At 45.8% G+C, this 25,271-nt stretch carries 22 protein-coding genes and 1 pseudogene; 6 read left to right on the forward strand and 17 right to left on the reverse strand.

The genetic code is table 11. The annotated features are described in order from the left end of the window. Positions 1–27: 27 nt before the first annotated feature. From K5Y32_RS07815 to K5Y32_RS07825, 3 genes and pseudogenes are all read right to left on the reverse strand, one after another. Positions 28–264: pseudogene (locus K5Y32_RS07815) on the reverse strand (integrase core domain-containing protein); the annotation flags it as partial. A gap of 428 nt (positions 265–692) precedes the next feature. Further along, positions 693–1,892: a hypothetical protein gene (locus tag K5Y32_RS07820; protein ID WP_222182609.1), complete on the reverse strand. Its 1,200-nt coding sequence runs from the start codon at positions 1,890–1,892 to the stop codon at positions 693–695. A gap of 322 nt (positions 1,893–2,214) precedes the next feature. Beyond that, positions 2,215–2,424: a helix-turn-helix transcriptional regulator gene (locus K5Y32_RS07825; RefSeq protein WP_369801864.1), complete on the reverse strand. Its 210-nt coding sequence runs from the start codon at positions 2,422–2,424 to the stop codon at positions 2,215–2,217. 353 nt (positions 2,425–2,777) lie between these two features. On the opposite strand from K5Y32_RS07825, the gene K5Y32_RS07830 reads away from it, so the two are divergent. Then, a complete protein-coding gene (locus tag K5Y32_RS07830) occupies positions 2,778–3,263 on the forward strand; it encodes a hypothetical protein (protein ID WP_222182611.1) in 486 nt (161 codons plus the stop codon). Between the two features lie 22 nt (positions 3,264–3,285). Here the strand turns inward: K5Y32_RS07830 and K5Y32_RS07835 are convergent, their stop codons facing one another. The 5 genes from K5Y32_RS07835 to K5Y32_RS07855 all read right to left on the reverse strand — a co-directional run bounded on the left by K5Y32_RS07835 (position 3,286) and on the right by K5Y32_RS07855 (position 6,326). Then, entirely contained in the window at positions 3,286–4,215 is a 930-nt protein-coding gene (locus K5Y32_RS07835; RefSeq protein WP_222182613.1) for a site-specific integrase, read from the reverse strand. A 46-nt stretch (positions 4,216–4,261) separates the two neighbouring features. After that, complete coding sequence (radC, locus tag K5Y32_RS07840; protein ID WP_222182615.1) at positions 4,262–4,714, reverse strand: DNA repair protein RadC; 453 nt, start codon at positions 4,712–4,714, stop codon at positions 4,262–4,264. A gap of 1 nt (position 4,715) precedes the next feature. Beyond that, complete coding sequence (locus tag K5Y32_RS07845; protein ID WP_222182934.1) at positions 4,716–5,177, reverse strand: hypothetical protein; 462 nt, start codon at positions 5,175–5,177, stop codon at positions 4,716–4,718. A 123-nt stretch (positions 5,178–5,300) separates the two neighbouring features. After that, positions 5,301–5,720 carry a DUF2787 family protein gene (locus K5Y32_RS07850; protein ID WP_222182617.1) on the reverse strand — a complete coding sequence of 140 codons (420 nt, stop codon included), beginning with the start codon at positions 5,718–5,720 and terminating at the stop codon, positions 5,301–5,303. Between the two features lie 231 nt (positions 5,721–5,951). Beyond that, the gene (locus tag K5Y32_RS07855) at positions 5,952–6,326 is read right to left on the reverse strand and encodes a helix-turn-helix domain-containing protein (RefSeq protein ID WP_222182618.1); all 375 of its coding nucleotides are present in this window, start codon (positions 6,324–6,326) and stop codon (positions 5,952–5,954) included. Positions 6,327–6,516: 190 nt separating this feature from the next. On the opposite strand from K5Y32_RS07855, the gene K5Y32_RS07860 reads away from it, so the two are divergent. From K5Y32_RS07860 to K5Y32_RS07870, 3 genes are all read left to right on the forward strand, one after another. Then, positions 6,517–7,044, forward strand: coding sequence for a hypothetical protein (locus K5Y32_RS07860; protein WP_222182620.1), 528 nt, complete (start codon positions 6,517–6,519; stop codon positions 7,042–7,044). Between the two features lie 12 nt (positions 7,045–7,056). After that, positions 7,057–7,416 carry an acyl-CoA dehydrogenase gene (locus K5Y32_RS07865; protein ID WP_222182622.1) on the forward strand — a complete coding sequence of 120 codons (360 nt, stop codon included), beginning with the start codon at positions 7,057–7,059 and terminating at the stop codon, positions 7,414–7,416. Positions 7,417–7,663: 247 nt separating this feature from the next. Then, positions 7,664–7,996, forward strand: a complete 333-nt coding sequence (locus K5Y32_RS07870) for a hypothetical protein (protein ID WP_222182624.1) — start codon at positions 7,664–7,666, stop codon at positions 7,994–7,996. 348 nt (positions 7,997–8,344) lie between these two features. Here K5Y32_RS07870 and K5Y32_RS25020 read toward each other — a convergent pair whose 3' ends face one another. The 9 genes from K5Y32_RS25020 to K5Y32_RS07915 form a co-directional block, all read right to left on the reverse strand. Beyond that, complete coding sequence (locus K5Y32_RS25020) at positions 8,345–11,794, reverse strand: AAA domain-containing protein (protein WP_222182626.1); 3,450 nt, start codon at positions 11,792–11,794, stop codon at positions 8,345–8,347. Between the two features lie 16 nt (positions 11,795–11,810). After that, positions 11,811–12,248, reverse strand: coding sequence for a hypothetical protein (locus K5Y32_RS07880; RefSeq protein WP_222182628.1), 438 nt, complete (start codon positions 12,246–12,248; stop codon positions 11,811–11,813). 1 nt (position 12,249) lies between these two features. Further along, positions 12,250–12,801, reverse strand: coding sequence for a hypothetical protein (locus tag K5Y32_RS07885; protein ID WP_222182630.1), 552 nt, complete (start codon positions 12,799–12,801; stop codon positions 12,250–12,252). A gap of 14 nt (positions 12,802–12,815) precedes the next feature. After that, positions 12,816–13,982, reverse strand: a complete 1,167-nt coding sequence (locus K5Y32_RS07890) for a hypothetical protein (protein ID WP_222182631.1) — start codon at positions 13,980–13,982, stop codon at positions 12,816–12,818. A gap of 184 nt (positions 13,983–14,166) precedes the next feature. Continuing rightward, entirely contained in the window at positions 14,167–17,628 is a 3,462-nt protein-coding gene (locus K5Y32_RS07895) for a DEAD/DEAH box helicase family protein (protein WP_222182633.1), read from the reverse strand. A gap of 16 nt (positions 17,629–17,644) precedes the next feature. Continuing rightward, positions 17,645–18,805 (reverse strand): restriction endonuclease subunit S, encoded by a 1,161-nt coding sequence (locus K5Y32_RS07900; RefSeq protein WP_222182635.1) that lies wholly within the window; start codon positions 18,803–18,805, stop codon positions 17,645–17,647. An 8-nt stretch (positions 18,806–18,813) separates the two neighbouring features. Continuing rightward, complete coding sequence (locus tag K5Y32_RS07905) at positions 18,814–20,580, reverse strand: class I SAM-dependent DNA methyltransferase (protein ID WP_222182637.1); 1,767 nt, start codon at positions 20,578–20,580, stop codon at positions 18,814–18,816. Between the two features lie 255 nt (positions 20,581–20,835). Continuing rightward, positions 20,836–22,071, reverse strand: coding sequence for an MFS transporter (locus K5Y32_RS07910; RefSeq protein ID WP_110866351.1), 1,236 nt, complete (start codon positions 22,069–22,071; stop codon positions 20,836–20,838). 62 nt (positions 22,072–22,133) lie between these two features. Further along, the gene (locus K5Y32_RS07915) at positions 22,134–23,087 is read right to left on the reverse strand and encodes a sugar phosphate isomerase/epimerase (protein ID WP_101764104.1); all 954 of its coding nucleotides are present in this window, start codon (positions 23,085–23,087) and stop codon (positions 22,134–22,136) included. A gap of 323 nt (positions 23,088–23,410) precedes the next feature. On the opposite strand from K5Y32_RS07915, the gene K5Y32_RS07920 reads away from it, so the two are divergent. Next, entirely contained in the window at positions 23,411–24,292 is an 882-nt protein-coding gene (locus K5Y32_RS07920) for an SIS domain-containing protein (RefSeq protein ID WP_137385979.1), read from the forward strand. Between the two features lie 11 nt (positions 24,293–24,303). After that, on the forward strand, positions 24,304–25,236 hold the full coding sequence (locus tag K5Y32_RS07925; protein ID WP_222182935.1) for a ribokinase: 933 nt from the start codon (positions 24,304–24,306) through the stop codon (positions 25,234–25,236). Positions 25,237–25,271 lie beyond the last annotated feature (35 nt).

A 25,271-nucleotide genomic window follows, 5' to 3' on the forward strand; every position in this document is an offset into this window, starting at 1 on the left:
CGGTTATTTATACAGGTATCTGTCAGATTACATCTGGTTTAAATTCCTCTTAGCCCAGATGTGTTTTCCATCAAGTAATGTTTCCATCGGCGTTCGGCCACAACACATTTTTCCCTGATGGGTTCACTCATTATTATAGTGAACCAGCCATTTATCAAGATTTGACTGTAATGTATCGCGATAGCCATATAAATTTTTGCGGAACACTACCTGATAAAACTCATTTAAGATTGTTTTATGGAACCGCTCGCAGATACCGTTAGTCAGTGTGTCAGTTCAAGTCGTGACTAATACCATTTAAAGCCTAGTGTCCTGTGTCTGTGTGTTTAATCCTTACCTTACCCTACATCCTATGCCCCGTAAGGAGCATATTTCAGTGATGAAGCTCTTTATTTCTCCAGCATCAAACTCCAGAAACCAACAAGAACAACCCCATGCCCCGTTCAAATTATCCCTTCTGAAGATTCAGCGAAAATATGATTCCGTGACAATTTTTTTATAAATTGTAATTATATTGACAGAACAAATATCACTTACCATTATTGAGGTAAGCAGCTAAATTCAACAGTTCGCAAAAAGATGCCCAAAAGACGTATAGGGTTAGCTCTTGGCTGATAGCTGCCGCTTGAACTAAAAGGGCTAATAACTTAAATATTGGTAGATGGCGGCCCTATGACCGCCATTATTGTTATCTAACGCCTACGCTCACGCCGGGAACGATCGCCAGATAACCTTCGTTTTTTCCGCTCAATCTTGGCTTGTGATTTTTCCTCATCACTTGCGGGGTTCTTTCCAGTAAGGCCAGCCAATATTTCTCCCATAGCGTCAACACAAGCGGACCAACTGCTCCATACCTCATTTGCATTAAATAACTCTACTTCCCTCCGCTCAAAAATACGTTCAGCAGCCCGACCTAAGCGTCCTCCTGTATCACGATTAAGGAGATTAACTAGCCCCTTGCTACTGTTAGTGTCAGGCCGCCCAACTTTGTACCACTCATTGAACATGTCAGACATTAATGCACGTTCATACACCTTAAGACGGCGGAGTGGATTTTTCATGCTTTTCAGACTATTTAGCATGACGACCTTCCCCGCTTTGGAGTATTTACCGTATGCGTTCTTCTTTTCCTGAACGCGAAACTCAACACGCAGTACTCCTGGGCACTGCTCCTTTTTAAGGTCAATCAACTGCTCTTTGCGTTTCCTGTCTCTGCCGCAATTGTCTTTGTCAAACACATGGAAAAGGGCACGTTTTAACCCTTGGATCTTGAAATCGCTAGCGTCTACTTTCTCGTAGATATTTACGCTTAGCGCTGATTTCTTGCCTATCTGCAACCCTGGCAACCCATATGGTTCACAGAAATCTTCATAAGCTATAGCCCAGCTTAGCCACCAGAAATAGTCATCAAGCTTGCACCCATAGATGTCTAACGCAATGTCTACGCGTGTAATCCAAGACCGGGACAATATTGGTAATAGCAGTCCATCGAGTGCGGCATTCAACTTATTCAATAGAGAATCCATCCCCTGTCCTGTAGTGCGCTGAGGATGGATCTGAATACTAATTCCTCCTACCTTTTTAAACCGTGGAGATGTATAGATTGATAACAATTTGGGCGAACCAGTACCACACTCCGAAATGTGAAGACCATTCTTATACGGAGGTTTTTTCCCACTCCGCTTTTCCATATTCCTGCGCGTAACCTTATACTCCTCCTTTAATTTATTTTCCAGAAGCAGAAAACCCGCTTCGAAAATATCCTTTTCTTTATCGCTTTTATAATCAGAGACAAGTGTTAGCCAATCAATATGCATAGTCATACGATAACGACCATGAGTTTGACCAACGGGTATCCCTTTATTCATTTTAATATTCTTAACATTAAGCATATAAACTCCGATTTGAGTCTAATGCTCAGCGCAGCTTCAAACCTGTTTATCGCGTTGATAATAGGATTAACTTACTCACATACAATTTATGAGATAGCGATACAAGCATAGTTTCCAATAGTTACCCAACCAGATTAGATACGCATACTCACCCTGGATTATATGGCGAGAGTAATACGTCCACCCACATTGCTACACGTATGAAACATACCAAGCTGATTAGCTGGCGATCACAGCTATCACGTTATTCATCTATCTGGAGCTTAAGTTAGTTCTGAAGCTGTGCTGAGCTGTGTAACTTGACTGATGTTATAAGCCCCAATTACTTGACGCGTATGCGCTCAGCCAACCATTGATTAACTTCATGCTCGTAGAAGCCTACCGAACGGATACCTATACGGATCTGACGAGGAAACTCATTACGCTGGAGCATTCTGTAGAGCGAAGCCCTGGACATAGCACAACGTTCAAGAACTTCCGGGACTTTGATGATACGAATTGTGGTCATGGTACACCTGTTTTGGTTACGCATCGGCTGATGCGAACAGGCTTTTACAACCAAACTTATCTATTAATATTCAATAGATTAACCACACACGCCGCACGTAAAAACGTGACCACAACAACTTTTTCACCATAACCACTCATCGTGACCATCACTAAAATCAAATTCAGTCTCTTTCAGGTAACAGTGACGACACACATTGAAATCTGTGACCTACACATTACAATATATGAAAACGCCAACGTGACGGTCACAATGTTCTCATCATATATTTGTGTGAAGCGGATTGAAGCTTCCATTGACTATCAAGGGGGGAGTAGATATTGACAATCCTCAAGAAAACCATAAAGTGATATAAAACTTCATGAGGTAAAGGTGATATGAAAAAAGAGAGTCGAGCTAAGTCTGATGCGGAAAGACAACAAATTCGCCGTGAAAAACTTAAAAAGGAAGGAAATCGAAAAACAATTTATTTAAATAGCACTACTCTTGAGCACCTTAATGAAATAGTTAAGCGCACAGCAAATAGCCGCAACCAAAAAAATGACACTGAAAGAAACAGCTATGCCATTGATGAATTAATTAATAAATACTACCTTGATAACATTTTAGAACATGAACATGAGTCTTCGGAAAAGCTTATTGATATTTACGAGCGAATTTGGACTGAGGCATTTGAAGGGGTAAGCAATGGAGGCATTGCACGAAAATTAAATGAAGAAGATATTCCTCTGCCTCATTTCCCTGAAGGAAACACAGGCATTCGATTTATATCTACAGTGTGGACAGAAAAGCACGTCATAAAGTGCTCAAATGCCAGAGCCATAATAAAGGCAGTAAAAGCGCAAGAAAGCAAAAACAATTAAAGGACTTTATTGCATGCATCTTTTAATAAATACTTAGAGACTTACTTGCATTACCTAACTTGGCTTTGTTACGTAAGTCATAGCGAGTTGTCGTTGATATATCTCTATGGCCTGCCAGCTGGCGTACGGTGTTGATATCCACGCCCTGCTCCAGTAAACGGGTGATGAAGGTGCGCCGCATGTCGTGCGGAGTGAAACGCACAATGCCTGACGTGTGCTGTAATTCCGCCAGAATACCCGTTAAGCCGGTCGTTGTCAGAGGTTGGGTGGAGGTCTTCCCGTTGCGCTGAATACGGCTGAACAGAGCGTTTTCAGCTTCGTTTGCGCTGATTTTCAGCCACGCACGGATGGCTTTATCTATCGCTGCCGCAACATGGATTTCGCGGTATCTCCGCCCTTTCCCCTGCCTCACCGTCAGGATGCCGTTGTCATAGTCCCGGCGCTTAAGTTTAACCAGTTCCCCGGCCCGCAGGCCTGTTCCGCAGAGTATAAGTACAATGGCAACATCACGGCAGCGCCGTACTGGTTGCGGATGCTGCTTTGCGGCCTGAATCAGTGCCCGGATTTCCGACTTGTCTAACGCCCTTCCTTTGCGCTGGATATCGCCGCTCACGCGTTTAACTGACCGGATACGTGTCAGCGTTTCGGCATTCATGCAGTTCAGGTTAAAAGCCGTCTGCGCAACGCCCCGAAGTGCTGACAGCGCCATGTTCACCGACGACACGGCGTAACCGTCATCCAGCAGTGCCGCTCGTACTTTAGCAACAGCGGCGAAGTTAAGTTGCTCCCATGGGTAGTTATCTGCATCCGCATCGCGTTTAAGTATGCTGGCGCTGCGGTTTAACAAGCTGGTGATACCCCGCCGACCCGATGGCACCAGACCGCTGATATATGCTTCAAACACTGTGGTTTGCACCACCGGCACGATCTGACGCAACGCACTCCTGCTCATGCGTTTAACCCGTGATAACGTACATTAAACCAAGTAACTGCTCGCATCATACAAGCCCTCGTTCAGCCATCGATACTGTTTCAGCGCCAGCAACGATAAAGTGATCTAACAACCGCACGTCCAGCATCTCCAGCAGCCCCTTTAGCTTTTTAGTCAAATTGATATCACTTCGGCTGGGTTCTGGCTCGCCGCTGGGGTGGTTGTGAACGAGAATAGCGGCAGCGGCGTTGTGTTTCAGCACAAGCTTGATCACTTCGCGGGGGTGAACGCTGACCGTATTCAATGTGCCCCTGAACAAAGTTTCCCGATGTAATAGCTGATTCTGGTTATTGAGTAGGATGATGCCAAACTCTTCATGTTCAAGCGGTGCCAACTCAACCATTACGCACCGTCTGACATCATCAGGACACGATAACTGAACGCCATGCTGATAATACCTGCTGATAATTTGGCACGCCTGATCAAGGATGCGGCTTTCACGAGTGGTAAACATCGTCATGTCAGAACTCCCGTTCAATAAAATAGATAGCATCTGCAAATAGCTGGCGGCGAGTCAGACCAGTGCGCAGTGAGAAGACTTTACGTGGCATAGTGGTGCGCCCGTTACTGTCGAAGAACCAGAGAGTTTCCTCGTCCATTTTCATCAGAAGTGACCAGTGAAACTGATCGCTGAGAAGGATGAGGCGCGAATGGTCAGTGACGTCCAGAAAACGCTGCATTTCCCTGAAAAGTCGTCCGTCTGCCAGCCCCTTCTTTCCAGCAAAGGGTTTGGTTATTTTAACCGGGAACTGACGGCTGTAATGGCCTTTCTGCAAAACCTGAGCCATCAGCCAGTCGAGGCGATCTTCCTCAATTCCTTTGGTTAGCCATTCATTTAAAGGCCAACGTTGCTGATAAGCCTGAGTAAGCCGATTCATTAGTGGGCGTCGCTTAACCTTCCCGTCGTATAACCAGCTCAACATATTAATCAAGCAATATGCGCCGCAAAGACTGTCCAGTTCTCCCTGTTGAGACGCACGTATCCCTCTGTTTGCAGTCACAGATAATTTCTCCGTTGTATTTAATGATTAATCAGTGTGGTGAGATTAGCTTTCCCAACTGAGGGTGAGAGAGTAGACCTTCAGAAAGTGATAGTGGACAAAGTTACGCTGCCATAGCTCAAAAATGTCGCGCCCTTCTCCTGGATGTAAATCACCAACAAAAGACTGGAATACATAACGCTGGCTCCAGCTAAAATCAATATCTTTTTCAAGCTCAGGGTATAGCCCCATATATTTTAAGTCGGCGATGTAATCGAAATACCATTCATCGTTTCTGGACGTCAGTCTTATCTCTACAGGATGGTAACCACCGCTTTCAGCACTGTAATTGACATCTTTGAATAATAAAGTGACTGCCCGAACATTGGGACTGACGGGTGGCCTCCTGGATATTTCATAAAATATAACATTAATTAAATCCTGACTTACGGGCAGAGAAAGTCCTTCCTGACGGATAATATTCATGCGTGTTTATTCCGGTAAATATATATTGGGTTAATAACTATATTGCAATCCACTATCCCCATTTTGAACGCTTAGATGATAAGCGTCCTCCCAACAGAAGGGGTATAGAATGAAGTGACACATTAGTTATTAGTTTGGTGTATCAGTGACTGAGTAATATTACACTATCCAGTAATGACATTTTACCAGGAATATACATCAAGAGCAAATAGTTTCACTTGGGAACTAATTTTACTTTGTGAATTCATCAAGGAATAAAATCAAACTTTTCTTTTTATCATGATCGAGTTTCATCCAAACTTGATCGAGTCGTTGCTTTAGTTCCATATCATGGCCTGTCACATAATTTGGTTGCATGACATCAAAGTTGAAATCATCCATACAGTCAATAAAGAACCAACTTATCGGTGTCTTTAAAGCAACCGCAATTGTGATCAAATGAGCAATATTGATCTTATTTGTCCCGCGCTCATAGCGAGAAAGTTGTTGCTGCGAAATATCTATAGACTCCGCCAGCTCAGCTGCGGTTAATCCTACCTCCTTACGTCTTGCCTGAATACGCTGTCCTACCAGCTTATCCGCTGAGTCTGCCACGAGCTTAACCATTACATAATCTCCAGAACGTCCATAAAAGGAAGTCTGGGGCCTTTTTACTCTTGCATGAACATCACTAATGGACATAAAATCACTATAAATTCCATTTATAGACCTGTTACAGAAAGAAAATTGGCTAATCAGGTCTTAAACGCGGCTTGTCACCCCACGTGTTGATAGGTGGCTGGTCAGGGAGAGCATTGTGGCAACCAGCATTAGTGAAATAACAGACTGCTTTGAATACTTTTTCAGCTCCCTTTACCGGCGCGAATTTGTCAAAACATTGCGTCTGAATGAATGTAGCGAGCGTGAACTACTGCCATTAGTACGTTGCTATTTACTGGGCTGGTTTGCGGATAACGTCTCGCCGGAAGTAAAAAGCAAACTACCGGGATCGGTATCCGGTCATGGCTTCATTGATTTTGTCATTGACGATGTGGCCGTTGAGTTTGCCGTCCGTAAGCCAACAGCCGCTCGGTCCAATGTCTCCGCAACCGTCAATAGCACTGAGGTGAAGAAATTAATGAAGCACGACGGTAAAGCCCTGCTTGTCCTGTTCGATTTCTCTATCACTCCCTACTCGGAAGCTCAGATTGAGGCTTTTCACGACTGGCCTTCTCTCGGTCGTGGCAATCACAAAAAGTCAGCGTTTAATGTCGCCTATTTTTATGTAGAAAAACGCAGACCGCTGACATTCAGTAAAATCACCAAAAATATTCGTATTAATTGACAAGGAAAAACAATGAAAAGAGTCATTTTAGCCACCCTGCTATTGAGCACATTTACACTGGTTAACGCTGCGGAATACATTAAAAAGAATGGATATCTGGAAATAACGAATCATAAAGCGTCAGCCGAGTTTTCAATTAACTCATCAACATCGGATGGCTCAGGTGTATGCAACATGGAAGGGAATGCAAGTGCAATTTCAGCTAGCACGGGGCAGAGAAAACGCTGGCTTTGGAACGATTCGTCAAGCCAGTGTGTAGCTATTATCAGTGAATTATCGACGGGAGGAGCGACAGTTATGACTAAAGGGTGCGAGGATTACTGCGGGAGTTCAGCGACAGGCACTATGGATGGGGTGTATAAACCAAAATGAAAGACAGTCAGAATATATCCTTTGACAAAATCAATATTGATGAAGTTATAAAGAACGAAAATGATGCACCCAGCGATGTCCTGCATTAAAAGACCCTTGAATTAATTTTTAATGAAGGGTTAAAGGTCGTCAAGGTAAGTACTGTACAGCATCATTTCAGAATAGGTTACAACTGCGCCGCTAAGATTCTTGAGAAAATAAGAAATTCAAAAAACTAACCTTAATTAAAAACACAAGAGAAAAACACATGTTAAAAATTTTCATCACTTTGATTGTTGCATTTATCCTCTCTGGGTGTAACGAAGATACACCTAAATGCAGCAGTACCGATGCAAAGAATTTAGTTATTGATATATCCCGTAAGGAGATCGAAAAATCACTAAAACTTGATGCGGACGTATCAATTTCCGTAAACAACGTAAGAACACTGAGTCACGAATCAAAGCTAGATGTGTACCAGTGTGCGGCGGATCTGACATTCACTAAGCCAGATTTAAAGCAAGATATCCCCATCACTTATCGAATTCAAAAGACTGATGAAGGCAACGGCCAGTTTTATATAAACGTTTATGGTTTATAGTTTTTCCATCACCTTTTTCCAAACTGGCCCGCATACCATAACTAAATAAATGTAATACGTTAATAATGCACTCGGATAAACCGAGTGCATTATCTGAATGGCTGAAAATCTACGCGAGGTAGGTCTGCATGATAAGCTATACTAGCTTGGCACAAGTAAATCCGCTTTGCGCTCTCTAACAGCCCGAGATACGCTCAGAACTCACAAAACTTCACCATATTGCAGGGCGCAAGCTGTACCTGTAGCTACGAATTAAAAATTTCTATTTTTTGGCCAGATTATTTCGGTGCAGAAATGGTTTCATTTTCCCATAATGACCCCCTTTACAAAAGCATCCCAAAACCTTCGTCATACATGCTTACGAGGAATAATTCTGACAGCGTTCTCTTTACTGGCTGATTTAGCAAAACGTGGAGCCAATACGATCCCTCCTGTTGGAATCTGCTCTATCACCTCGGCAAAAAGGTTTCGTCCGTTGGCGTTTCTTTTTTTCGACTTTAAGAAATTTAAATCACCGAAAAAGATCAGATTTTCCCTTGCCCGTGAGCAGGCGACATTCAAACGTTTCCAGTCGAGAATGAAGCGTAAATTTCCACGAGTGCGCACCACGGAATACAGGACAATATCCGCTTCGCTCCCCTGAAAGCTATCTACCGTATTAATTCGAATTTTTAGCTTACCCAGTTGATAATCTCCTCTCGACTCCGAGCAATGTTCTGCAATTAATCTTCTCAACAAACGCTTTTGTGCGCCATAAGGCGTAATGACCGCGACCTCTTTACTAAAACCTTGTATTTTCCCGGCAAGATTAACTAGGAAAGTGACGATTGATTTTGCTTCCTGGACATTTTTTTTACTCGTGCCTTCTTGTACTTCATGACCCTGGATATCTTTCCACATCAAGGAAACTGGATGGATAAAATGAGTCGGTTCGATATGACGCCCGTTATAGAGCATTCTTTTGCCATCAGGGCTGTAGAACAACGTCGCAACGAGGTTGCCTATTGGCCCCGGCATTCGGAACTGCTCGCTTAAAAAACATTTTGATTCCGGCGGGAGTTTATTGTAAAGGGTTTCAAAAAAGCTAGTTTCCAGAAAACAGGCTTCCAAGAAAGGCAATTCTTCATTCGCCTCATCGGTCTGGAGTAAAGGTGCAATGCTTGGTGGCAACTGAAAATGATCGCCAATGAGCACCACTTTTTTTGCCCTTAATATAGGGATAAGCAGTTCGGGTACGGTTGAACGCCCCGCTTCATCGATGATCACCACATCAAAACGTAATTGGTCAATACTCTGTTTGCGTGAGGCCAGACCTACGCACGTTGCACCAACCAGGTTATTACTGGAAAGTAGCATCCAGATCAGCTCTTGATCATATTTTGTATTCCCTTCGCTCTGTTCAGGGCCGAGTACGTCATAAAGCCATTGACTGGCCAGCGCCGCCTCGTCCTTATCGGCACTACAGGCGGCCTGTGTCGCGACAATACGGCTCTTTTTTACGAATTCAATCTGTTGCTGTTGCAGTGTAAATTCACGCAGTTTGCCATCAATTTTGTTTTCTGGACCAATACGCAATAAGCGCACATCACGATCTGCCAGCTCCCTTGCATGTGAAGCAACAAATCGCTCAAGCGCATTGTCTACCGCGACATGCTGTTGCGAAACTAAAAGCACACGAGTATCCGCGCGGTAAGAGAAGATTTGATGAAGCAGCTCAACAATACAGGTGGTTTTGGCCGTGCCCGGAGGCCCCTGAACCAACGAGAGATACTTCTCGCAAAGCAATTTTTTAATCACATCTTGCTGCGCTGATGTGAGAAGCGGGTTTTGCCACTCAATTCCTGAATTGAAACGGGCGACCCACCAAGGATCCTGCTCCGAACGATATAAAGACGGGGCCAGTAAAATATCTTTAAGACGGGGTTCAACCAGCGCGTCGTAACGAAAAGCTTCAAGTGCATCACTTTGCCGCTTGAGCGAATCATCGTAGACATAGAGACTCAAACACAGCGGCGTATTTTCAGGCGCATCCTCACAGGCTGCAAGCATCGCTTTCGCATTCAATATCGGTAAGCGAAGGGTTAACTGCTGGTTTTCCTCCTGAACGTTAAGACGTTTGCGCTGATTAAGCGGGATAGGTTCAATCCAGCCAAATTCTCCCTCGCCTTTGTCCCCCCAGTAAGTTAGCCGACAATGAGGAATAAACCCTGAGCGTTGTATCTCTTTAAATTTATCCATAAAGTCCAAAAAACCTAGCTCTTTCGCCGCCACATTGTAAGCCATAACCACTTCATGGCCTTCGGTCGCGAAATCGCCCAGCTTACCCTTGATATGGAATTCATTTTGTTGTTGCTGGTAACGTAGGACATCGCCCCACTGGTGAAGCAGTTGGCTTTGTGCGAGCCGTGCAGACAGATTTGCGGCGCTGCTGGCAATATGATTAACAAAGCTAATCAGTGCGTCCAGAGCATCGGGGCTACGTAATGATTGCGCCTCAAGACGCGCATCAGCGGGTATCAACGTAAAAGGAAGGACATAACCTTCTGCAAGATCGGTGTACTCGCGGATTTGTGTGACGCGCAGGCAGGCATTTTCAATATCGATATCACAGCGGCAGCAAATATTATGACGCGCAATGGACAGGCTTAAATCGCCCGTATCCACCAGATGCCATGGCGTAGGATCATTCGCGTAAAGTGATTCTCCCCACTTCGCTTCAAATTGGTTTGGCTGGAAATATAGATAAAGCTGACATTCTTCTACTGAACCCGGCGATGTATTGCCGAGCATACTGACTTGAATAGTTTTCTTTTGCGTCTTAGTACCAGGTGTCGCATCCAGTTTTAGGTTAAATAAATCCGCCCAGGCCTCGATTTTTTGCCCCGGCACCAGATTAATAAGTGGATTTGTCGTCAACTGTCGAGGCAGAAATGCCTTTATTGTTTTCCCCATCGAATGCGCGAAATATCCCTGCCGATTACCCCACTCAATTTCAAACTCAAGCGGTGCCGAGGACATAATACCGTCGACATATGCGATACCACGGGCCACGCAGCCGTAATAAATGCGATGACCGCGTTTGCCCACGCTCTCATGAACAATCTGCAGTGGTATCGCTTCTTGATTGTGATAATTGAAAAATAGACTTTTTTGGAAATTATTACTGCGACCTTGTAAACCAAAATTACTGGTCAAATGAAGGCGACTATTAAACGTTAGATCCCTGTCGATTTCATGGTGCTCAACCAAAACAACCTTTCCAGGGTAAAGCCATTCGGCGGGAAGGGTTGGTGAAGGCGGCTGTAATTCACCGAGAATGGCACTGAGTTGTTCGGCAGAAAGGTGACCAGTTGTTTTCTGCCCATAATCAGATAATCGTTGTTCGTACCAGAACAAATATGCTTTGTAAGCTTCAAGACGCGCTTGCGCATCTTCCACTTTGCAGAAATTTTGCTGCAACGCGCGTCTTCTGTAAGGGCTAAGCGTTTCGTTTTCTAATTCTGTATGAATATTTTTCGGTAATGTTTTGAGCTCTTTTTCGATCGGATCGATTTTATTGTAAAGCGTACGGTGATGCCGGGAAAGTTTCGCCAGCAGTTCGCTAAGGGCTTTTTTCAGGTGCTCTTGTTGCAGAGTCTCAAGCTTTATATCGAACTCACCTAACTGCGCATTAAGTTCGTTAATTTGCTCCCGAAGCTGCTCATGTCTACGCTCTTCGTCTTCCGTGGCACTATCGAATAGCCAGGCCGCCGTGCCTGCGGCAATGGCAATGCCAGCAACGATAAATAATGGATTCACTCAGTCTGTCCCGCCGTTACTTGTCACTGGCTGGTGCATAAAGATTCTGCAGTATCAGCAGTTCTTGTTCCGTAATGATGCCTTGCTTGAGTTTTTCTCGCAGGATTTTTGCCGTCTCTTCTCGCGATTCATGGCTTGTCATCCATCTCTGATGGCTGTTATCCGCAGCCTGGCGCGCATTTTCCTCTTTCATCCGCTCTACGCTCAGTTCGTCTTTACGTTCCGTCAATTTGTAATGCGCGATTTGAACGTCATTATTTGACACATGCATATCACGTAAGCTTTGTGCTTTAACCTGCTCGGTTCGCTCAGCCTCAGCAGCGTAATCCGCGATAGATGACCCTAACTGTGCGGTAGATTTCGCCACCGCGACATACTGCGCGCCGGTCAATCCCGACTCTTTTGGACCTTTGCTGGTTGACGGGCTTTTCGAAACTTTAGAGGGGGTTTTCATTTTATCTGTTCTCACGATTATCGGTCATCGGCCCATCAAAGGCGGCGACCAGACAGGCAAGCTGGGCTTGCATAAACGTATCCGTGGCCTTTACCAGCGCGCTAAACTCTGGTGTCCGGTATGTGGGTTGCTTACGTAGCGTGTTGAGTTGCGCAAGAAGCGCATCCAGGTTTTGCCTGTTGGCGCGTATCGCTTTTAATAACCGTATTGTTGCCTGTTGATCATTTTTGAGAAGATTATCGAGCAGCTGTATGCGGTGTTGCTGATCGACATTCATCAACTCCTGCTCTACCTCAAATTTCTTATTAAGATTTTGGATCTGTACTTCCAGCGCATGCTTTTGCGCTAGCAGTTGCTCGGTAATCTCCAGGGCCTGTCGGTATCGAAGAAATGCATTAATACAATCTATCACCGCAACGCCGGCATCCAGCCAGACTGCGGCTGGATTTACGCCCTTCCCCGCGAACCGAAACAGTTGATACAACACCTTTCCCGAACGAAAAGTTCGCGCCTGCCGATCAGAGAAAAACGACTCAACCACTGAATCGAACAACGGGACGGTCCTCATTACGTCATTCCTTGTGGCAGCGGTGTCTCTATATTTTTAGCAACCAACTGCGAAAGCACCGAATAACTCAGCGCTATTTTTCTGCTTGCCTTGGTCACAATAACCTCTTTACTCAGAAACGCACTGTCAGTGGGCATATCCATCGTCAGTTTTTCCATCAGTGTGGCTAGGGGAATATTTAAGCTCTCCGGCCATGAGCTGACCTGTTCATAAAGGGTTTCTGTCTGCAAGGATACGCCAGACAGTAAGCAATAACTAAACAACTGAGGCGCAGGATGAGCAATCTCATCCATCAACAACGGCGGTACACTGTAGGTCGCACTGTAATGTAAAACGGGGGCGTAGAAGACCAGCTGCTTACCGCTGTCATTACCGGTATCAAGCCCCTGCGCAAGCATGAGTTCGATATAGCTCGGCTGGGATAACTCGCGATCAAGTTCCAGCTCGAAATCCCAGGCCAGCTTCTGCTGCTGCAGCGCAGCATGTTCTGCTTCATCACAAAGCAGCAACAGCAGCGGCATGAGATCCCCTTCGTTGTCCTTATAGGCGCTCAGTCTCCGCGATAACCTCTGCTGCTGTAGAACTTCAAGTATATTCCAGTCACATTCAAATTCAGGTAATCGAATCCCGTGTCTGTCATCCTCCGGTTGTACAATCTGGTTAGCGGAAATGAGGATTAAGGGGGAGTTTCTGTTATCCAGTCCATCGATCCACAGGGAGAAACGACGCCCGGTCAATCCGGCCGCCTTTGCCATTTCATATCCCTGAGGAGTTAATTCCCTGCGCGCGGGTTCGTACCAGCCCAAACCGGCCAGTCGACTCAAAATTGGCGTCAAATGTTCTTCCGTCAGACCTGTAATACGCTCAATATCCTCCAGCCCGAATCCTTCCTTAGATAGTGCCTTAAGTACAAATTGTGACACTTTTCCCAGCCCCGAAAGCAGTTGATGTTTTAGGGTGAATGTGTATTTTCTGAGGGGGAGAAAGACGATCAGATCCGCAGGTAATGTGTTGTTGTCAGGGCATACCGTTGACGCGGCTTCGATTGTGACGCATTCAGAGTGGGCATCGTCAAATGTGGTAATTTTGGTACAGGGCTTTATTGTATGGAGCTTTTCGGCGGGCATTTCGCCAAAAGACATATTTCTAAAGAGATTGCCAAACATATTCCCTCTTATGCACTTCACAGTTGCAGTAATAATTCACCATGACGCTTTTAGTCCTTATGTGTCTGTACGCTCTTAATAAAAGAATAACCAGAAACAGGCAGGACAGGCAACCTAATCGCTAACGCTGATCGGACAACAAACAAATAACACCAGTGCCGTGAACAAGCTTTGTAGTAGTTTACTAAATTTGGCCAACTGCACTCCGCTCAATGCTGATGAGTCTGTCGCGTAACACCATAGCTTTTGGAACATCAAATATTCCAAACACGCCCTTAAAATGCTCATCGGTGAATGGAGGCTGGGCCAGTCGTTCCGGACTCATCGTACCGTTTTCCGTCAACCATTCTATGATGGTGTTGACGAAATGAATCTGTTGGCTATCAAAACGAGTTTCATCAAGATAATCGGCAAATGCGGCTTTGGCAGCATGACGATCAAGCCCAACTAGTTCACGAATAAAAATACCCAAAGGCTTATCGGGATGAATGGATTGTTGGTAAGTCTCAGTATTCTCGATTCCGCTCGCTTCAAACAGCTTTTGATCTAGTAGCTCAAGATCGAGTTTGGTGATGTGTTGCCCACGACGTAGTCTCTGGATGGTGAGGTCTTGCTGGTTTTCCCTCACCCAGGACTCAACACGTTTCCTGTAAAGTATCAGTGCATCGCCATATGTAAAGGTATAGGACGATTCATTCTCATACACAGAGAGGACCTCATCCTGAAAATTGGTATAGACCACACCTGTGCTATCTTTATCGATAAACCGGAGCAACAAACGCAGACGCAGACGAGTCTTCTCAAGATCTTCAAGTGAAAGTTCCTGCCAGAACTGTTTACTCAGCACATACTCGATCCATTCGATTTGCACTTCAACCAGTGGAATGCTGGCCTTACTTTTCAACTTCTGTGCAATCTGTAGCAATCTGTCCTGCTGAGTATCGCTAACGCCTCTACGCTCAAGTAAGGCCAGTTGCATCGTCAAAATTAACTGATCGAAACGCAACGCCAACTCTTCTTCCTGCTCTTGTTCATCAAACGGTTCCGCTGCACTTGGTAGCCGAGATATTTGACTAATCAGTTCGCCAAGGTGTTCATCAGTCAAATCCTGCCAAATTAAGGCTTTCTGATACTTCTCAACCAGCTTACGGTTAGGGCGGACAATAAAATTATCCAGGCTCATACCAGCCACACGATGGTGAAGCATTGTCAGCAAATATTGCCTGAGGGCCCCGCCATAATCACCGCTTTCCTCGTGATCTTTTAGCACCTGAGTCAGCATCAGGCGATTCTCAAATAACGACTGTGACAGCGACTTACCCGCAGAATCTGAGGCTCCCTGTGGATTCATTTCGAAATACTCAAAATTCTGGCAGATATCGAAGACTTTAAATTCTGTTTTGTCATCATCCGGGGTCACGGGGCCGAATAATTTCTCGCACAGTCGGGTACCACGCCCCAGCATTTGCATGAACTTCACTTTAGATTTGACGACCTTAAAGAACACCAGGTTGGCTACTTCAGGAACGTCCACACCGGTATCAAGCATATCGACAGAAATAGCCAGCGTCATTGGCGTATTGGGATCAACTGGGTCACGCTCGCCTTTAAATTCTTCAATAAGGCTTTCGGCATATTTTTCTTTATAAGTTACCGTGCGAGCAAATTTCCCTTTAAATTTTGGGAAATTGTCATCGAACACCTCATTGATAAATTGCGCATGACGATTATTTGCTGCAAAAATAATCGTCTTCGCCAATCTATCGCCACCTGCAACTTTAATCCCTCTTTCCATCAGGGTTTTGAGTGCCGCCGTGACAGTGGGTTTATTAAACAAAAATTCGTTAATTTCCGAAGGCAGCACCTCATCCCGCTCAGCCAGCTCTTCACTACTTTCCCACTCTTCCTGCTCATCTTTGCTTAATTCACTGTATTTGATCCCCTGGCGAACAAATCCCAGTTCAACACGAACGTCACGGGGAGGAACAAGATAGCCGTCATCAATCGCCTCCTGAAGCTCATAGGCAAAGGTCGGGTCATCGTCAGGCAACTGAAATACGTCGTAAGTGTTTTTATCGAGATCGGCTTTAGGCGTCGCGGTCAGGCCCACCAGCAGGGAATCAAAATAGTCGAAGATATAGCCGTATTTCTTATAAACCGAGCGGTGTGCTTCATCGACAATCACTAAATCAAAATGCCCTACGCTGAATAACCGACTGTCCGGCGGCGCACTAAGCAAGTTCATCATGGTGGGATAAGTCGACAGGTACAACCGCCCTTTCAGCGTACTTGTTGCCCCACTCAGAATCTCTGGTGAGCATTTCGGCAACAGCTTTGAGAATTCTTTTTTAGCCTGTGTCACCAGTGCATTACGATCAGCGAGAAATAATGCGTTCTTTACCCAACCTGCGCGCATTAAGAGGTCTAGCAGGCCGATAATCGTTCGGGTTTTCCCTGTCCCAGTAGCCATCACTAACAGCGCTTTGCGCCGACGCTGCTGGTCAAATTGTTCACATACAGCCCGAATAGCCTGCTGTTGATAGGGGCGTTTATGACCAGCAATACTCGTGTCGATCTCGACATTATTCAGATTTTGTGCCAACTCGCGACGATCGATCAGACGCTGCATTTCATCTCTGGATAAAAAACCCTGCACTTTTCGCGGCACATAGTTCAGATCGTCCCAAAAGAAGATCTCATAGCCATTGGTGAAATAGATTAACGGGCGGCGGCCGCCAAACCGGGAGTCCTGCTGCAGGCAATCAGCATAAAGTTCAGCCTGGCGTTTCCCCTGCTGCACATCCATTGTAGTACGTTTAGCCTCAACGACCGCCAGCGGCTTGCCGTCTTCTCCCCAGAGAACATAATCAACAAAACCATTTCCCTGCGGATTCTGGCTGGAAAGAGGCATTCCCGTAACCGGATATTCACGGTCGCGGCCGTCATCCAGTAACCATCCCATCTCTTTCAGGTACTGGTCGATGATAAAGTGCCGGGTTTCAGCTTCGTTGTAATTATGGCTGTCCTTGATCTCAACGTTTTGTAGCTTACGCTTAGCAACCCGCGCTTTTAGCTGCTCTAGCTCCTGGCGAAGCGTTGCGTTTTCCCTCTCGCGTTTTTCCTCTTCACGCTCCTGCTGACTATCGCGCTCTTCAAGCTGCTGTTGTAACTCTTTGAGCTTTTGTGCGCTGCGGGTAATCAGCCCGGCATCAACATGGACCGTTTGCGGAACATTTTTAAGATCAAAAACCTGATTGCTGACAGGTTGATGTGCGGTATAAGTGCGATAGAGCCAGTAAAGCACATGGTGCAACTCTTTCAGGGTTTGCGTGGCGACAGCGGCACTCACTTTCGTGGCGCTGTGTACCGCATTATTACCCGACTTTTGAATCGCTTTAATTTTAGGAAAGACACTGGATCCCACCTGGTCGCGAAAATCAGACTGGTTAATCAGCGTGTTAAGACTGGTGTCATATTTAGGTTTTTGCAACCCTCTGTCGAATTCATACATCCAGTGAACAGCCCGCTCCAGCGTGTAGCGACTATAAAAACAGCAAGTACGCGGATCGCTGTTCAGCATTTTCTCCGCCTGCTGAGCATTTAGCTGAATTTCTGACCACTCACTTATGAAAGCAAAATTCGACATTGGGTATCCTTACTTGTCAAGCCACTTTATTGAGATTCAGTTTTCCGGAGAAGCTACGTTGCATCAATGCTTCAAAAATAGTCTTGATATATTCTTTGATTTCCAAATTTTTACTTTCTTGCAATTTTAAAGCGTTAAGAAAAGATATAAATTTACGCTGCAGATGAATTGGAGGCAATGGAACTTTAAGTGAACGAACACTGTTTGCCGATATGGTATTCAAGCCTGATGTTGTGTTGCATATTTTATTTATCTGATAGCGCCCACCATCTGAATTCAAAAAACGACTAATAAATTCAGGAACAGCTACTGACTCATCAAAACGAACTCTGATCAGATGATTTTGGTGGGTGCAATATTCAATACTACCATCCCATACTGCAGTACGACCGATCTCATCTTTATTCCCATGGCCCTCTACCACTAGCATATCCCCTATTTTCAAACAGGTTCTATCAAGCTCGCTCTGAGTAACTTGAATAGTTTTAATTTGATCAAGTTTTAATTCATTCTTGTGAACATTGGCCACACGTAGGTAATCAACCGTGACCGGTAAGGACGAGCGTTTACCTGTAACTTGGAGTCCACCTTGAACTTGAGCGATTTCATCAAGAGAAACTTTAGACCAAGCTAGTGGATTACTAATAGGATCGCCAAACATCTCCAAAAACACAGCTTGCGCCAGTGCATTGAGTTCAGACTCCATTTTTATCGATTGATTTCGGAGGCTATCTGATGCTCGTAGCATTGCAGAGATCTCCTTCTGTATACTTAGCTTTGGTAGAGGAATCTCTATGTCATTAATTTTTTTAACTGACAAATGTTTTACTGTAACAAAAGCAGTCTCGTCCCAAATCTCTTTGAGTTTTAAAGGTAGAAAGTAATATAGATAATCCGCATCTACGATGGATGGAACTGGAGCTATTTTACACACCCGCTGGTTTAATAACGCTTCGCCTCCAGCCCACTTCGCAATATTAAAATCACCATCCATACCAATCAGAATATCATTATTGTTAACAACGAATTGCTCATCATACTCACCGGAATAGTATGTTTCTGAGAAACCTCTCATGACATCACGAATTCGGACAAGTGGAATTCCAGAATCGCCAAAATAATTTGATTTAAATGCAAATCCTGACAAAACGGAACAAACCTGTGATAACTTCACCATCGGCCAACTCACAGCATCTTCTCCAAATCTGCAATCCCCTGCTCCATCGCTTTTTGCAGTTCTTTAATCCGCTGTAAAATCACTTCTGGAGATTCGTACTTAACTTCCTCATATACCGTCTCTTTATAACGGTTGATGCTGAGATCGTACTCTTTCTCTACAATCTCACTTTTTGGGACAAAGAAGCTTTGATCAGTGCGCTTACGGCCGATCTCTTTATGCACATTTTGCCAGCGCCACAGTACATCCGGGATATTGCTGAATTTGTGATTCGGTAATTCTGAAGGAGCCTGCACCCCTTCCGCAGCCTGCTCATCAACAGCATCAGCTTCGGTGGTCAGTATCAGATCTTTAATCAGCGGAGTACGCTTATCGTCCAGCGAGAAGCCATCTGCCTGCATATCATAAAACCACACATCATTCGTCCCGCCGCTGTTGGTTTTGGTGAAGAAAAGAATGGCGGTGGAAACACCTGCGTAAGGTTTAAATACGCCAGAAGGCAGGGAAACCACCGCATCCAGCTTATGCTTTTCTACCAAGGTCTTACGAATTTCACGGTGCGATTTTGTCGAACCAAACAATACACCGTCCGGCACAATCACGGCTGCACGACCACCCGGCTGCAGCATGCGCAGGATCAGCGCCAGGAACAACAGCTCGGTTTTCTCGGTTGGGTCTTTTTTCTTCTTCTCTTCGCCGTCTTCTGTCTTAACGACTTTCTTTTCGGCTTTTTTCGGCGATTTGCCCAGTGCGGTCAGCAAATCTGGCGACAGTTCATCGTAGGCCACGCTACCCTTAAACGGCGGGTTAGCCAGGACCAGAGTGAATTTGTCTTTGATGTTCTCTTCGCCGTAATCCATCAGGCTGTCGCGATATTCCACAACAGGGTTGTCCACGCCATGCTGCATCATGTTCATGGCGCCGATGCGCAGCATCGACTGATCAAAATCGTAAGCATTGAACATCACGTTATGGAAATGAGCACTATTTTCTGGCTTCATTAGCGCGGTTTTATGGTGTGTGCGCACATATTCTTCCGCGGCCATCAGGAAGCCACAGGTACCAGAGGCAGGGTCACAAATCACATCGCTGCTGTCGCCATCAAGTTTTGGCTCGGTCATATTCACCATCATTTTGATGATATGTCGCGGGGTACGGAATTGGCCGTTGGTCCCTGCTGATCCCAACTTACTCAACATGTATTCGTAGAGATCGCCTTTGGTATCCCGATCGTCCATTTCCAGTTTGTCTATCAGATTCACCACTTTATCGAGCATTGGGGCGCTCGGGATCATGAAGATGGCGTCTTTCATATGGCGAGAGAATGCGCTTTGCTGACCGTGGATAGCCTTGATAAACGGGAAAACTTTGTCCTTTACAAGCTCAAACATTTCCTCAGGGTCAATGTTCTTGAATTTGTTCCAACGGTAGTGTTGTTTGTCAGGCGGAAAGAGCGCGTTTTGCAGATCGCTGTTACGCAACAACGCCTGATTCTCACGCTGCATCTCAAGCTCATCCAGACGTCGTATAAACAGCAGATAGGTGAATTGTTCGATAACCGAAGTGGGGTTAGCGATTCCGCCGGTCCAGAAGGAAGTCCAGATCTCATCGACTTGGTTGCGTAGATTACCTGTTAACATATGATTCCTGATAACTTTTACGTCCCTGATATGGCGTTCAGGGATAACAAATGAAGTTTGGCCGAAGCCAGAGACAAGTTGTCCAATTGTACCAATGAAAAATGTTAATTTGGTGCATTTTTGCCGCCAGAGCATCAGGAAAGATGAAGAAGCGAGCTAATCAAGTGTTACAAAACTTCATTTCATCTATTCGTATGGTAGTTGCACAGTAACAATGAAGCATCACAACAAATGAGTACAATTGTGAGTATAAAATCGCGATAAATTAAAATAAATCATGCATTTCAATAAGTTAAATTAAAAACCATCGTTCAACGTCTAATCTCTTAATCGCAATAAAAAGCCCAGTTAATTAACTGGGCTTTTTTTATAACCAAAATCTCACGTCTTTCAGGCCGCTTTGTCCGTCATCGCCACTCGCGCATCCAGCTCTTCAGGCGTTTTCAGGAATGGCGTCAACACCCCGCTCAGAACATAAAGCCCGGCATAAATTCCCAGCACCCCGCCCGCACCCAGCGATGAGTAGAACAGCGCGGTGATGGCAGGTGCGATAAATGCCCCGAGACCTGCGCCCAGATTCAGCACCGACATGGCCGCGCCTTTGCTGTCCGGGGCCAGCAACGGGAACAGCGCCGACAGCGGCACATAACCGGCCATGGTAATACCGCACAGGCACAGCACCAATGCCATCACATAGAAGTTATGGCCCAGCAGCTGCGGCACGGCCCAGACCAAAATCAGCACCGCGGCATAGCCAAAGCCACCGACCCACATGATAGTGGTTCGCCAGCCAAACTTATCGCCAAAGAAGCCAAAGAACAGATTGGCGAAAATCGCCACCAGGAACACCGCCGACCACATATGCAGCCATTCGGTTTTACTGTAGCCGAAACTGATCAGATAGAGCGGCAGGAAGGTCGCCAGGCCATATTGGGCGATGCCGTTTACCGATTTCACCACCAATCCCATCGCAATCACCGGACGCTGCAGAATGGTGATGCCTTTAATTAACTCCGCCGCGCTGAAAGGATGAATTTCAGATGCCGGTACCACGTCGCGGTTCACCCAAATGCCTAACACGGAGCCGACGACCACAAATACCATGCCGACCCACAGCACATGAATTTCGCCCATCACCGGCAATGCCAGCGAGGAGAAGAACGGACCGATGACGCTCAAACCCAGCGAGAAGGTAAACCAGAACCAACCCACTGCGGTAGAACGGCGCTCCACCGGCGTGCTGTAGTTAATCCAGATGAGAAACGAGTAGGCAAACAGTGGATAACCGATGCCGCGAATGGCATAAAACGGCAGCATCCAGGCCATGTGCATGGTCTTGAGGCCAACGCCGATAAACCCGATACTGCCGATAACAAAGGTGATCAACCCATACAGCATCACTTTGCGCGGGCCGAGGGTTTGCACCAGTACGCCGGTCACCCAGGCCGCCAGCGTCACGGTGACACCGTATGCGGTGATCAGATAAGAGGCTTGCGCGACAGACAGCCCTTTATCCACCAGCCAGATGGCAATCCACGCTTGTTCTACACCATCGCCGATCATGAATATCGCGAGGCCGATATAGCCCCAAAGCAAGTTTTTAGGCAAACCTATTTTGTCGAACATAGTTTCCCCCGTGTCAGACACTGACTGGTGGTAGTTAATAGAGGTAAGTTTTGATTTTGTTTTTATTCAGCGATGATTTTCATCAGCATGCCCTGCACTTTCAGCGCATCCTGGCTTTTAATCAGCTGATCGATTTCATCAATGCTCAGGCGATCAATAAAGCTAGAGAGCGCTTTATACATGCGAATGTTTTGCGCGCATTCGGCAACCGGATCTTCACGGCTTGGGAAGGTATCGAAATAGATCAGGCCGCTGAAGTTAACGCGTTTTGCGTAATAGATGTATTCAAGCGTCTGCATCAGGTGCACGGAACCCAGCATCAATCCATCATCAAAATGACCATAACCATCATTCAGGTGGAAGCCCACCAGACGGTTTTTGCGTGCCGACTGGAACAGTGAGAAAGCGGGATTCTCTTTCTTCATGATCATGTGACAGAAATCGAGGGTAATACCGAGATTGTCGGAGCCTACATCATCAATCAGCATCAGCGTTGAAGAGACATCACCAATAAAGGAGAAGGTGCGCGGTTCATACGGCTTATATTCAAAACTGAATTGCATATCCGCGTGTGCCTGGGTCACGGTCTGTAATGCGCTGACCAGCCACTCATAGGCGCGGAAATAATCCTGCTGGAACGGATAATCGTAGCCATCGTAGCCAAACCACAGCGTGACGGTATTACCGCCAAGGTATTTGCACATCTCTGCGGCTTCAAGGGTAATTTCAATCGCTTTTTTTCGCAGTGCGGCATCCGGATTGGTGAATTCACCCTCGATGAACTCTTTGTTATAACGCAGTGCGATGCCGCCCACCTGCAAATTGTTATCGGCGATGGTCTGTTTAATCAGCGCTTTATCCTGACCAATAAAGTGTTCCGGATAATTCAGCTCAATATGCGTCAAGCCCGCAACGCTACCCATACGCGTAATAAGATCGCAAGTATCCATATTGTTCTTCGCCGCAAACAGATCGGCTCTGGAGCGAAATGAATTTATACGTGATGAGAATTTCATTTTTTAAATTACCTTTAATGGGATTTCCATGTTCTTATAAATGAGAATATTCATCAGGTAAATGCGATCAGCTAAATACTACCGCTAATAAAATAAACGGTAGATTTATAATAGTAAAAATTTTACTGCGAGTAAAATCATTGCAATACAATAAGTTAAATAGCTATTTTACTGTTAATGAAATAACAATCGCAATAACGATGCTTTTATTTTACTGTCAGTAAAATGCATCAGTAAAACGTTTTACAGCGTGTGATCCAGTTAACACTTTTCCCCTAACTGCCATGCTAGCTTAGCGGCAACGTTTTTAATGAGCGCGCAAAATGCATAATCGACTTAAAGGCAATGAGATATTTCTGCTGGCTCGCACCCTTGCGCCTGAGCTGGGAAAAAAGGAACGTTCAATTGCACGTTTTATTGACGACAATCCGCAGTCTTTATCTAAAATGTGCATCACTGATATTGCGAATTATCTGAATGTTAGCGTCTCGAGCATTACTAAAGTATCGAAGAAACTCGGTTTTACCGGTTTTCACGATCTGAAAATCAATATTGCCCGGCAAGTCAGCACGCAGGAAGATATCATCGATATTCCGGTAATCCCCGATTCAGAAAAATATGTCGAGCAGGTGATTGAAAGCACCTTTTTAAATTCGGTGCTGGCACTGCAGGATTCCCTGAGCGTGATTAATAGTGCCGTGATAAAAGCAGTGGCGTATCTGTTTATTAATAAACCAGAAAGCGCACGCATAGTTATTGCCGGGTGCGGTGGCTCAGGTTCTATCTGTGATGACTTCAATCATAAGCTGCTGAAGATCGGCATCTTCTCGTCGGTGTTTAGTGACAGCCACAAGCAGCTGATGACCGCCTCATTGATGCAACCCGGCGATATCCTGCTGGCGATTTCTCACTCCGGCCAAACCACGGACATTATTCAGATGGTAAAAGCGGCGAATGAGAACGGCGCAGAAACCATCTGCCTGACCAATTATCCCAACAGCCCACTGAGTTTAATTGCCCGGCACTCGATTATCTCGTCGGTTAAAAACAATCCGATTACCGGAGAGAACGCCACCACGCGCATTGTGCATCTGAATATTCTGGATGCCATCTTTACCCTTATCGCCAGCAAGACCAGCGAAAAAAGTCAGACCAGTTTACACAACACCAGAAATGCGGTTGCGTCCAAGCGCACCGCCAATTAAGGGCCGAAATGATGAAACATAATATTGTTGTTATTGGCAGTCTTAACTACGACATTCTTGTCCAGCAGGATCGCCTGCCGGAAATTGGGGAGACGTTTACCGGCAACGAATTAATGTTGATGCCGGGCGGTAAAGGGGCAAACCAGGCGGTTCAGTGCGCCAAGCTGGGACTGAACGTCAATATGGTGGGCTGCGTGGGCAATGATATTTATGGTTCTGAGCTAATAAAATCACTGAACGAAAATGGCGTATCGGTGGATAACATTAGCCAGCGCGGAAAAACCTCCGGCATTGGCATCGTGCAGATTCTGGAATCCGGCGATTACTGCAGCACCATTATTAAGGGCGCAAACTACCTGATAACCGAATCTGATATTCACGATGGGTTATTCAGTGATCGGCCACTGTTAATCCTGCAGTCGGAAATTCCCGATCATGTGGTTGAACGTGCCATCAGCGTGGCACGCCGCCATGAATGCAAGATTTTGCTGAACAACGCGCCAGCACGCGAAATCTCTCCGCAGGCGCTGAGTCAGGTCGATTTACTGGTGGTGAATGAGACCGAAGCCAGCTTTATGAGCAATACCGCTGTCACGTCGGTTAAGGAAGCGATGACCTGTGCGGCAGCGCTACAGCAGAAGGTGAATGGCCGGGTGATTATTACGCTGGGCGAGAAAGGCGCGGTGTTATCCGGTGATGCCGGTGCCAGACATTATCCCGCCGTGTTCTGTCCGGATGTGGTGGATACCACCGGCGCAGGGGATTCCTTTATTGGCGGCATCGCCTATTGCCTGGTGAACAACATCGAATTGGAAGAAGCGATTCCTTTCGCGGCTGAAATCAGTTCCTGCTCAATCCAGAAATATGGTGGTCAGAGTTCTTTCCCGATGCTGCCTGATGTGGCGCACGCGCTGACGCAAAATCGCCAGCGCCTGTTTGGTTGAAAAATACGGACCTGAAGCTCTGAACGGCACCTTTA

It is taken from the genome of Pantoea sp. DY-15, assembly GCF_019795935.1.
GTDB lineage: Bacteria > Pseudomonadota > Gammaproteobacteria > Enterobacterales > Enterobacteriaceae > Pantoea > Pantoea leporis.

What these genes read in the sequence shown, in the direction of transcription:
- K5Y32_RS07865 (WP_222182622.1), top strand. Translation starts at nt 7,057, where the DNA reads ATGAAAAGAGTCATTTTAGCCACCCTGCTATTGAGCACATTTACACTG.
- K5Y32_RS07880 (WP_222182628.1), bottom strand. Translation starts at nt 12,248, where the DNA reads ATGAAAACCCCCTCTAAAGTTTCGAAAAGCCCGTCAACCAGCAAAGGT.
- K5Y32_RS07915 (WP_101764104.1), bottom strand. Translation starts at nt 23,087, where the DNA reads ATGAAATTCTCATCACGTATAAATTCATTTCGCTCCAGAGCCGATCTG.
- K5Y32_RS07890 (WP_222182631.1), bottom strand. Translation starts at nt 13,982, where the DNA reads ATGTTTGGCAATCTCTTTAGAAATATGTCTTTTGGCGAAATGCCCGCC.
- K5Y32_RS07845 (WP_222182934.1), bottom strand. Translation starts at nt 5,177, where the DNA reads ATGTTGAGCTGGTTATACGACGGGAAGGTTAAGCGACGCCCACTAATG.
- K5Y32_RS07820 (WP_222182609.1), bottom strand. Translation starts at nt 1,892, where the DNA reads ATGCTTAATGTTAAGAATATTAAAATGAATAAAGGGATACCCGTTGGT.
- K5Y32_RS07895 (WP_222182633.1), bottom strand. Translation starts at nt 17,628, where the DNA reads ATGTCGAATTTTGCTTTCATAAGTGAGTGGTCAGAAATTCAGCTAAAT.
- radC (WP_222182615.1), bottom strand. Translation starts at nt 4,714, where the DNA reads ATGACGATGTTTACCACTCGTGAAAGCCGCATCCTTGATCAGGCGTGC.
- K5Y32_RS07920 (WP_137385979.1), top strand. Translation starts at nt 23,411, where the DNA reads ATGCATAATCGACTTAAAGGCAATGAGATATTTCTGCTGGCTCGCACC.
- K5Y32_RS07835 (WP_222182613.1), bottom strand. Translation starts at nt 4,215, where the DNA reads ATGAGCAGGAGTGCGTTGCGTCAGATCGTGCCGGTGGTGCAAACCACA.
- K5Y32_RS07905 (WP_222182637.1), bottom strand. Translation starts at nt 20,580, where the DNA reads ATGCTCTGGCGGCAAAAATGCACCAAATTAACATTTTTCATTGGTACA.
- K5Y32_RS07825 (WP_369801864.1), bottom strand. Translation starts at nt 2,424, where the DNA reads ATGCGTAACCAAAACAGGTGTACCATGACCACAATTCGTATCATCAAA.
- K5Y32_RS07910 (WP_110866351.1), bottom strand. Translation starts at nt 22,071, where the DNA reads ATGTTCGACAAAATAGGTTTGCCTAAAAACTTGCTTTGGGGCTATATC.
- K5Y32_RS07870 (WP_222182624.1), top strand. Translation starts at nt 7,664, where the DNA reads ATGTTAAAAATTTTCATCACTTTGATTGTTGCATTTATCCTCTCTGGG.
- K5Y32_RS07830 (WP_222182611.1), top strand. Translation starts at nt 2,778, where the DNA reads ATGAAAAAAGAGAGTCGAGCTAAGTCTGATGCGGAAAGACAACAAATT.
- K5Y32_RS07900 (WP_222182635.1), bottom strand. Translation starts at nt 18,805, where the DNA reads ATGGTGAAGTTATCACAGGTTTGTTCCGTTTTGTCAGGATTTGCATTT.
- K5Y32_RS07855 (WP_222182618.1), bottom strand. Translation starts at nt 6,326, where the DNA reads ATGGTTAAGCTCGTGGCAGACTCAGCGGATAAGCTGGTAGGACAGCGT.
- K5Y32_RS07925 (WP_222182935.1), top strand. Translation starts at nt 24,304, where the DNA reads ATGAAACATAATATTGTTGTTATTGGCAGTCTTAACTACGACATTCTT.
- K5Y32_RS07850 (WP_222182617.1), bottom strand. Translation starts at nt 5,720, where the DNA reads ATGAATATTATCCGTCAGGAAGGACTTTCTCTGCCCGTAAGTCAGGAT.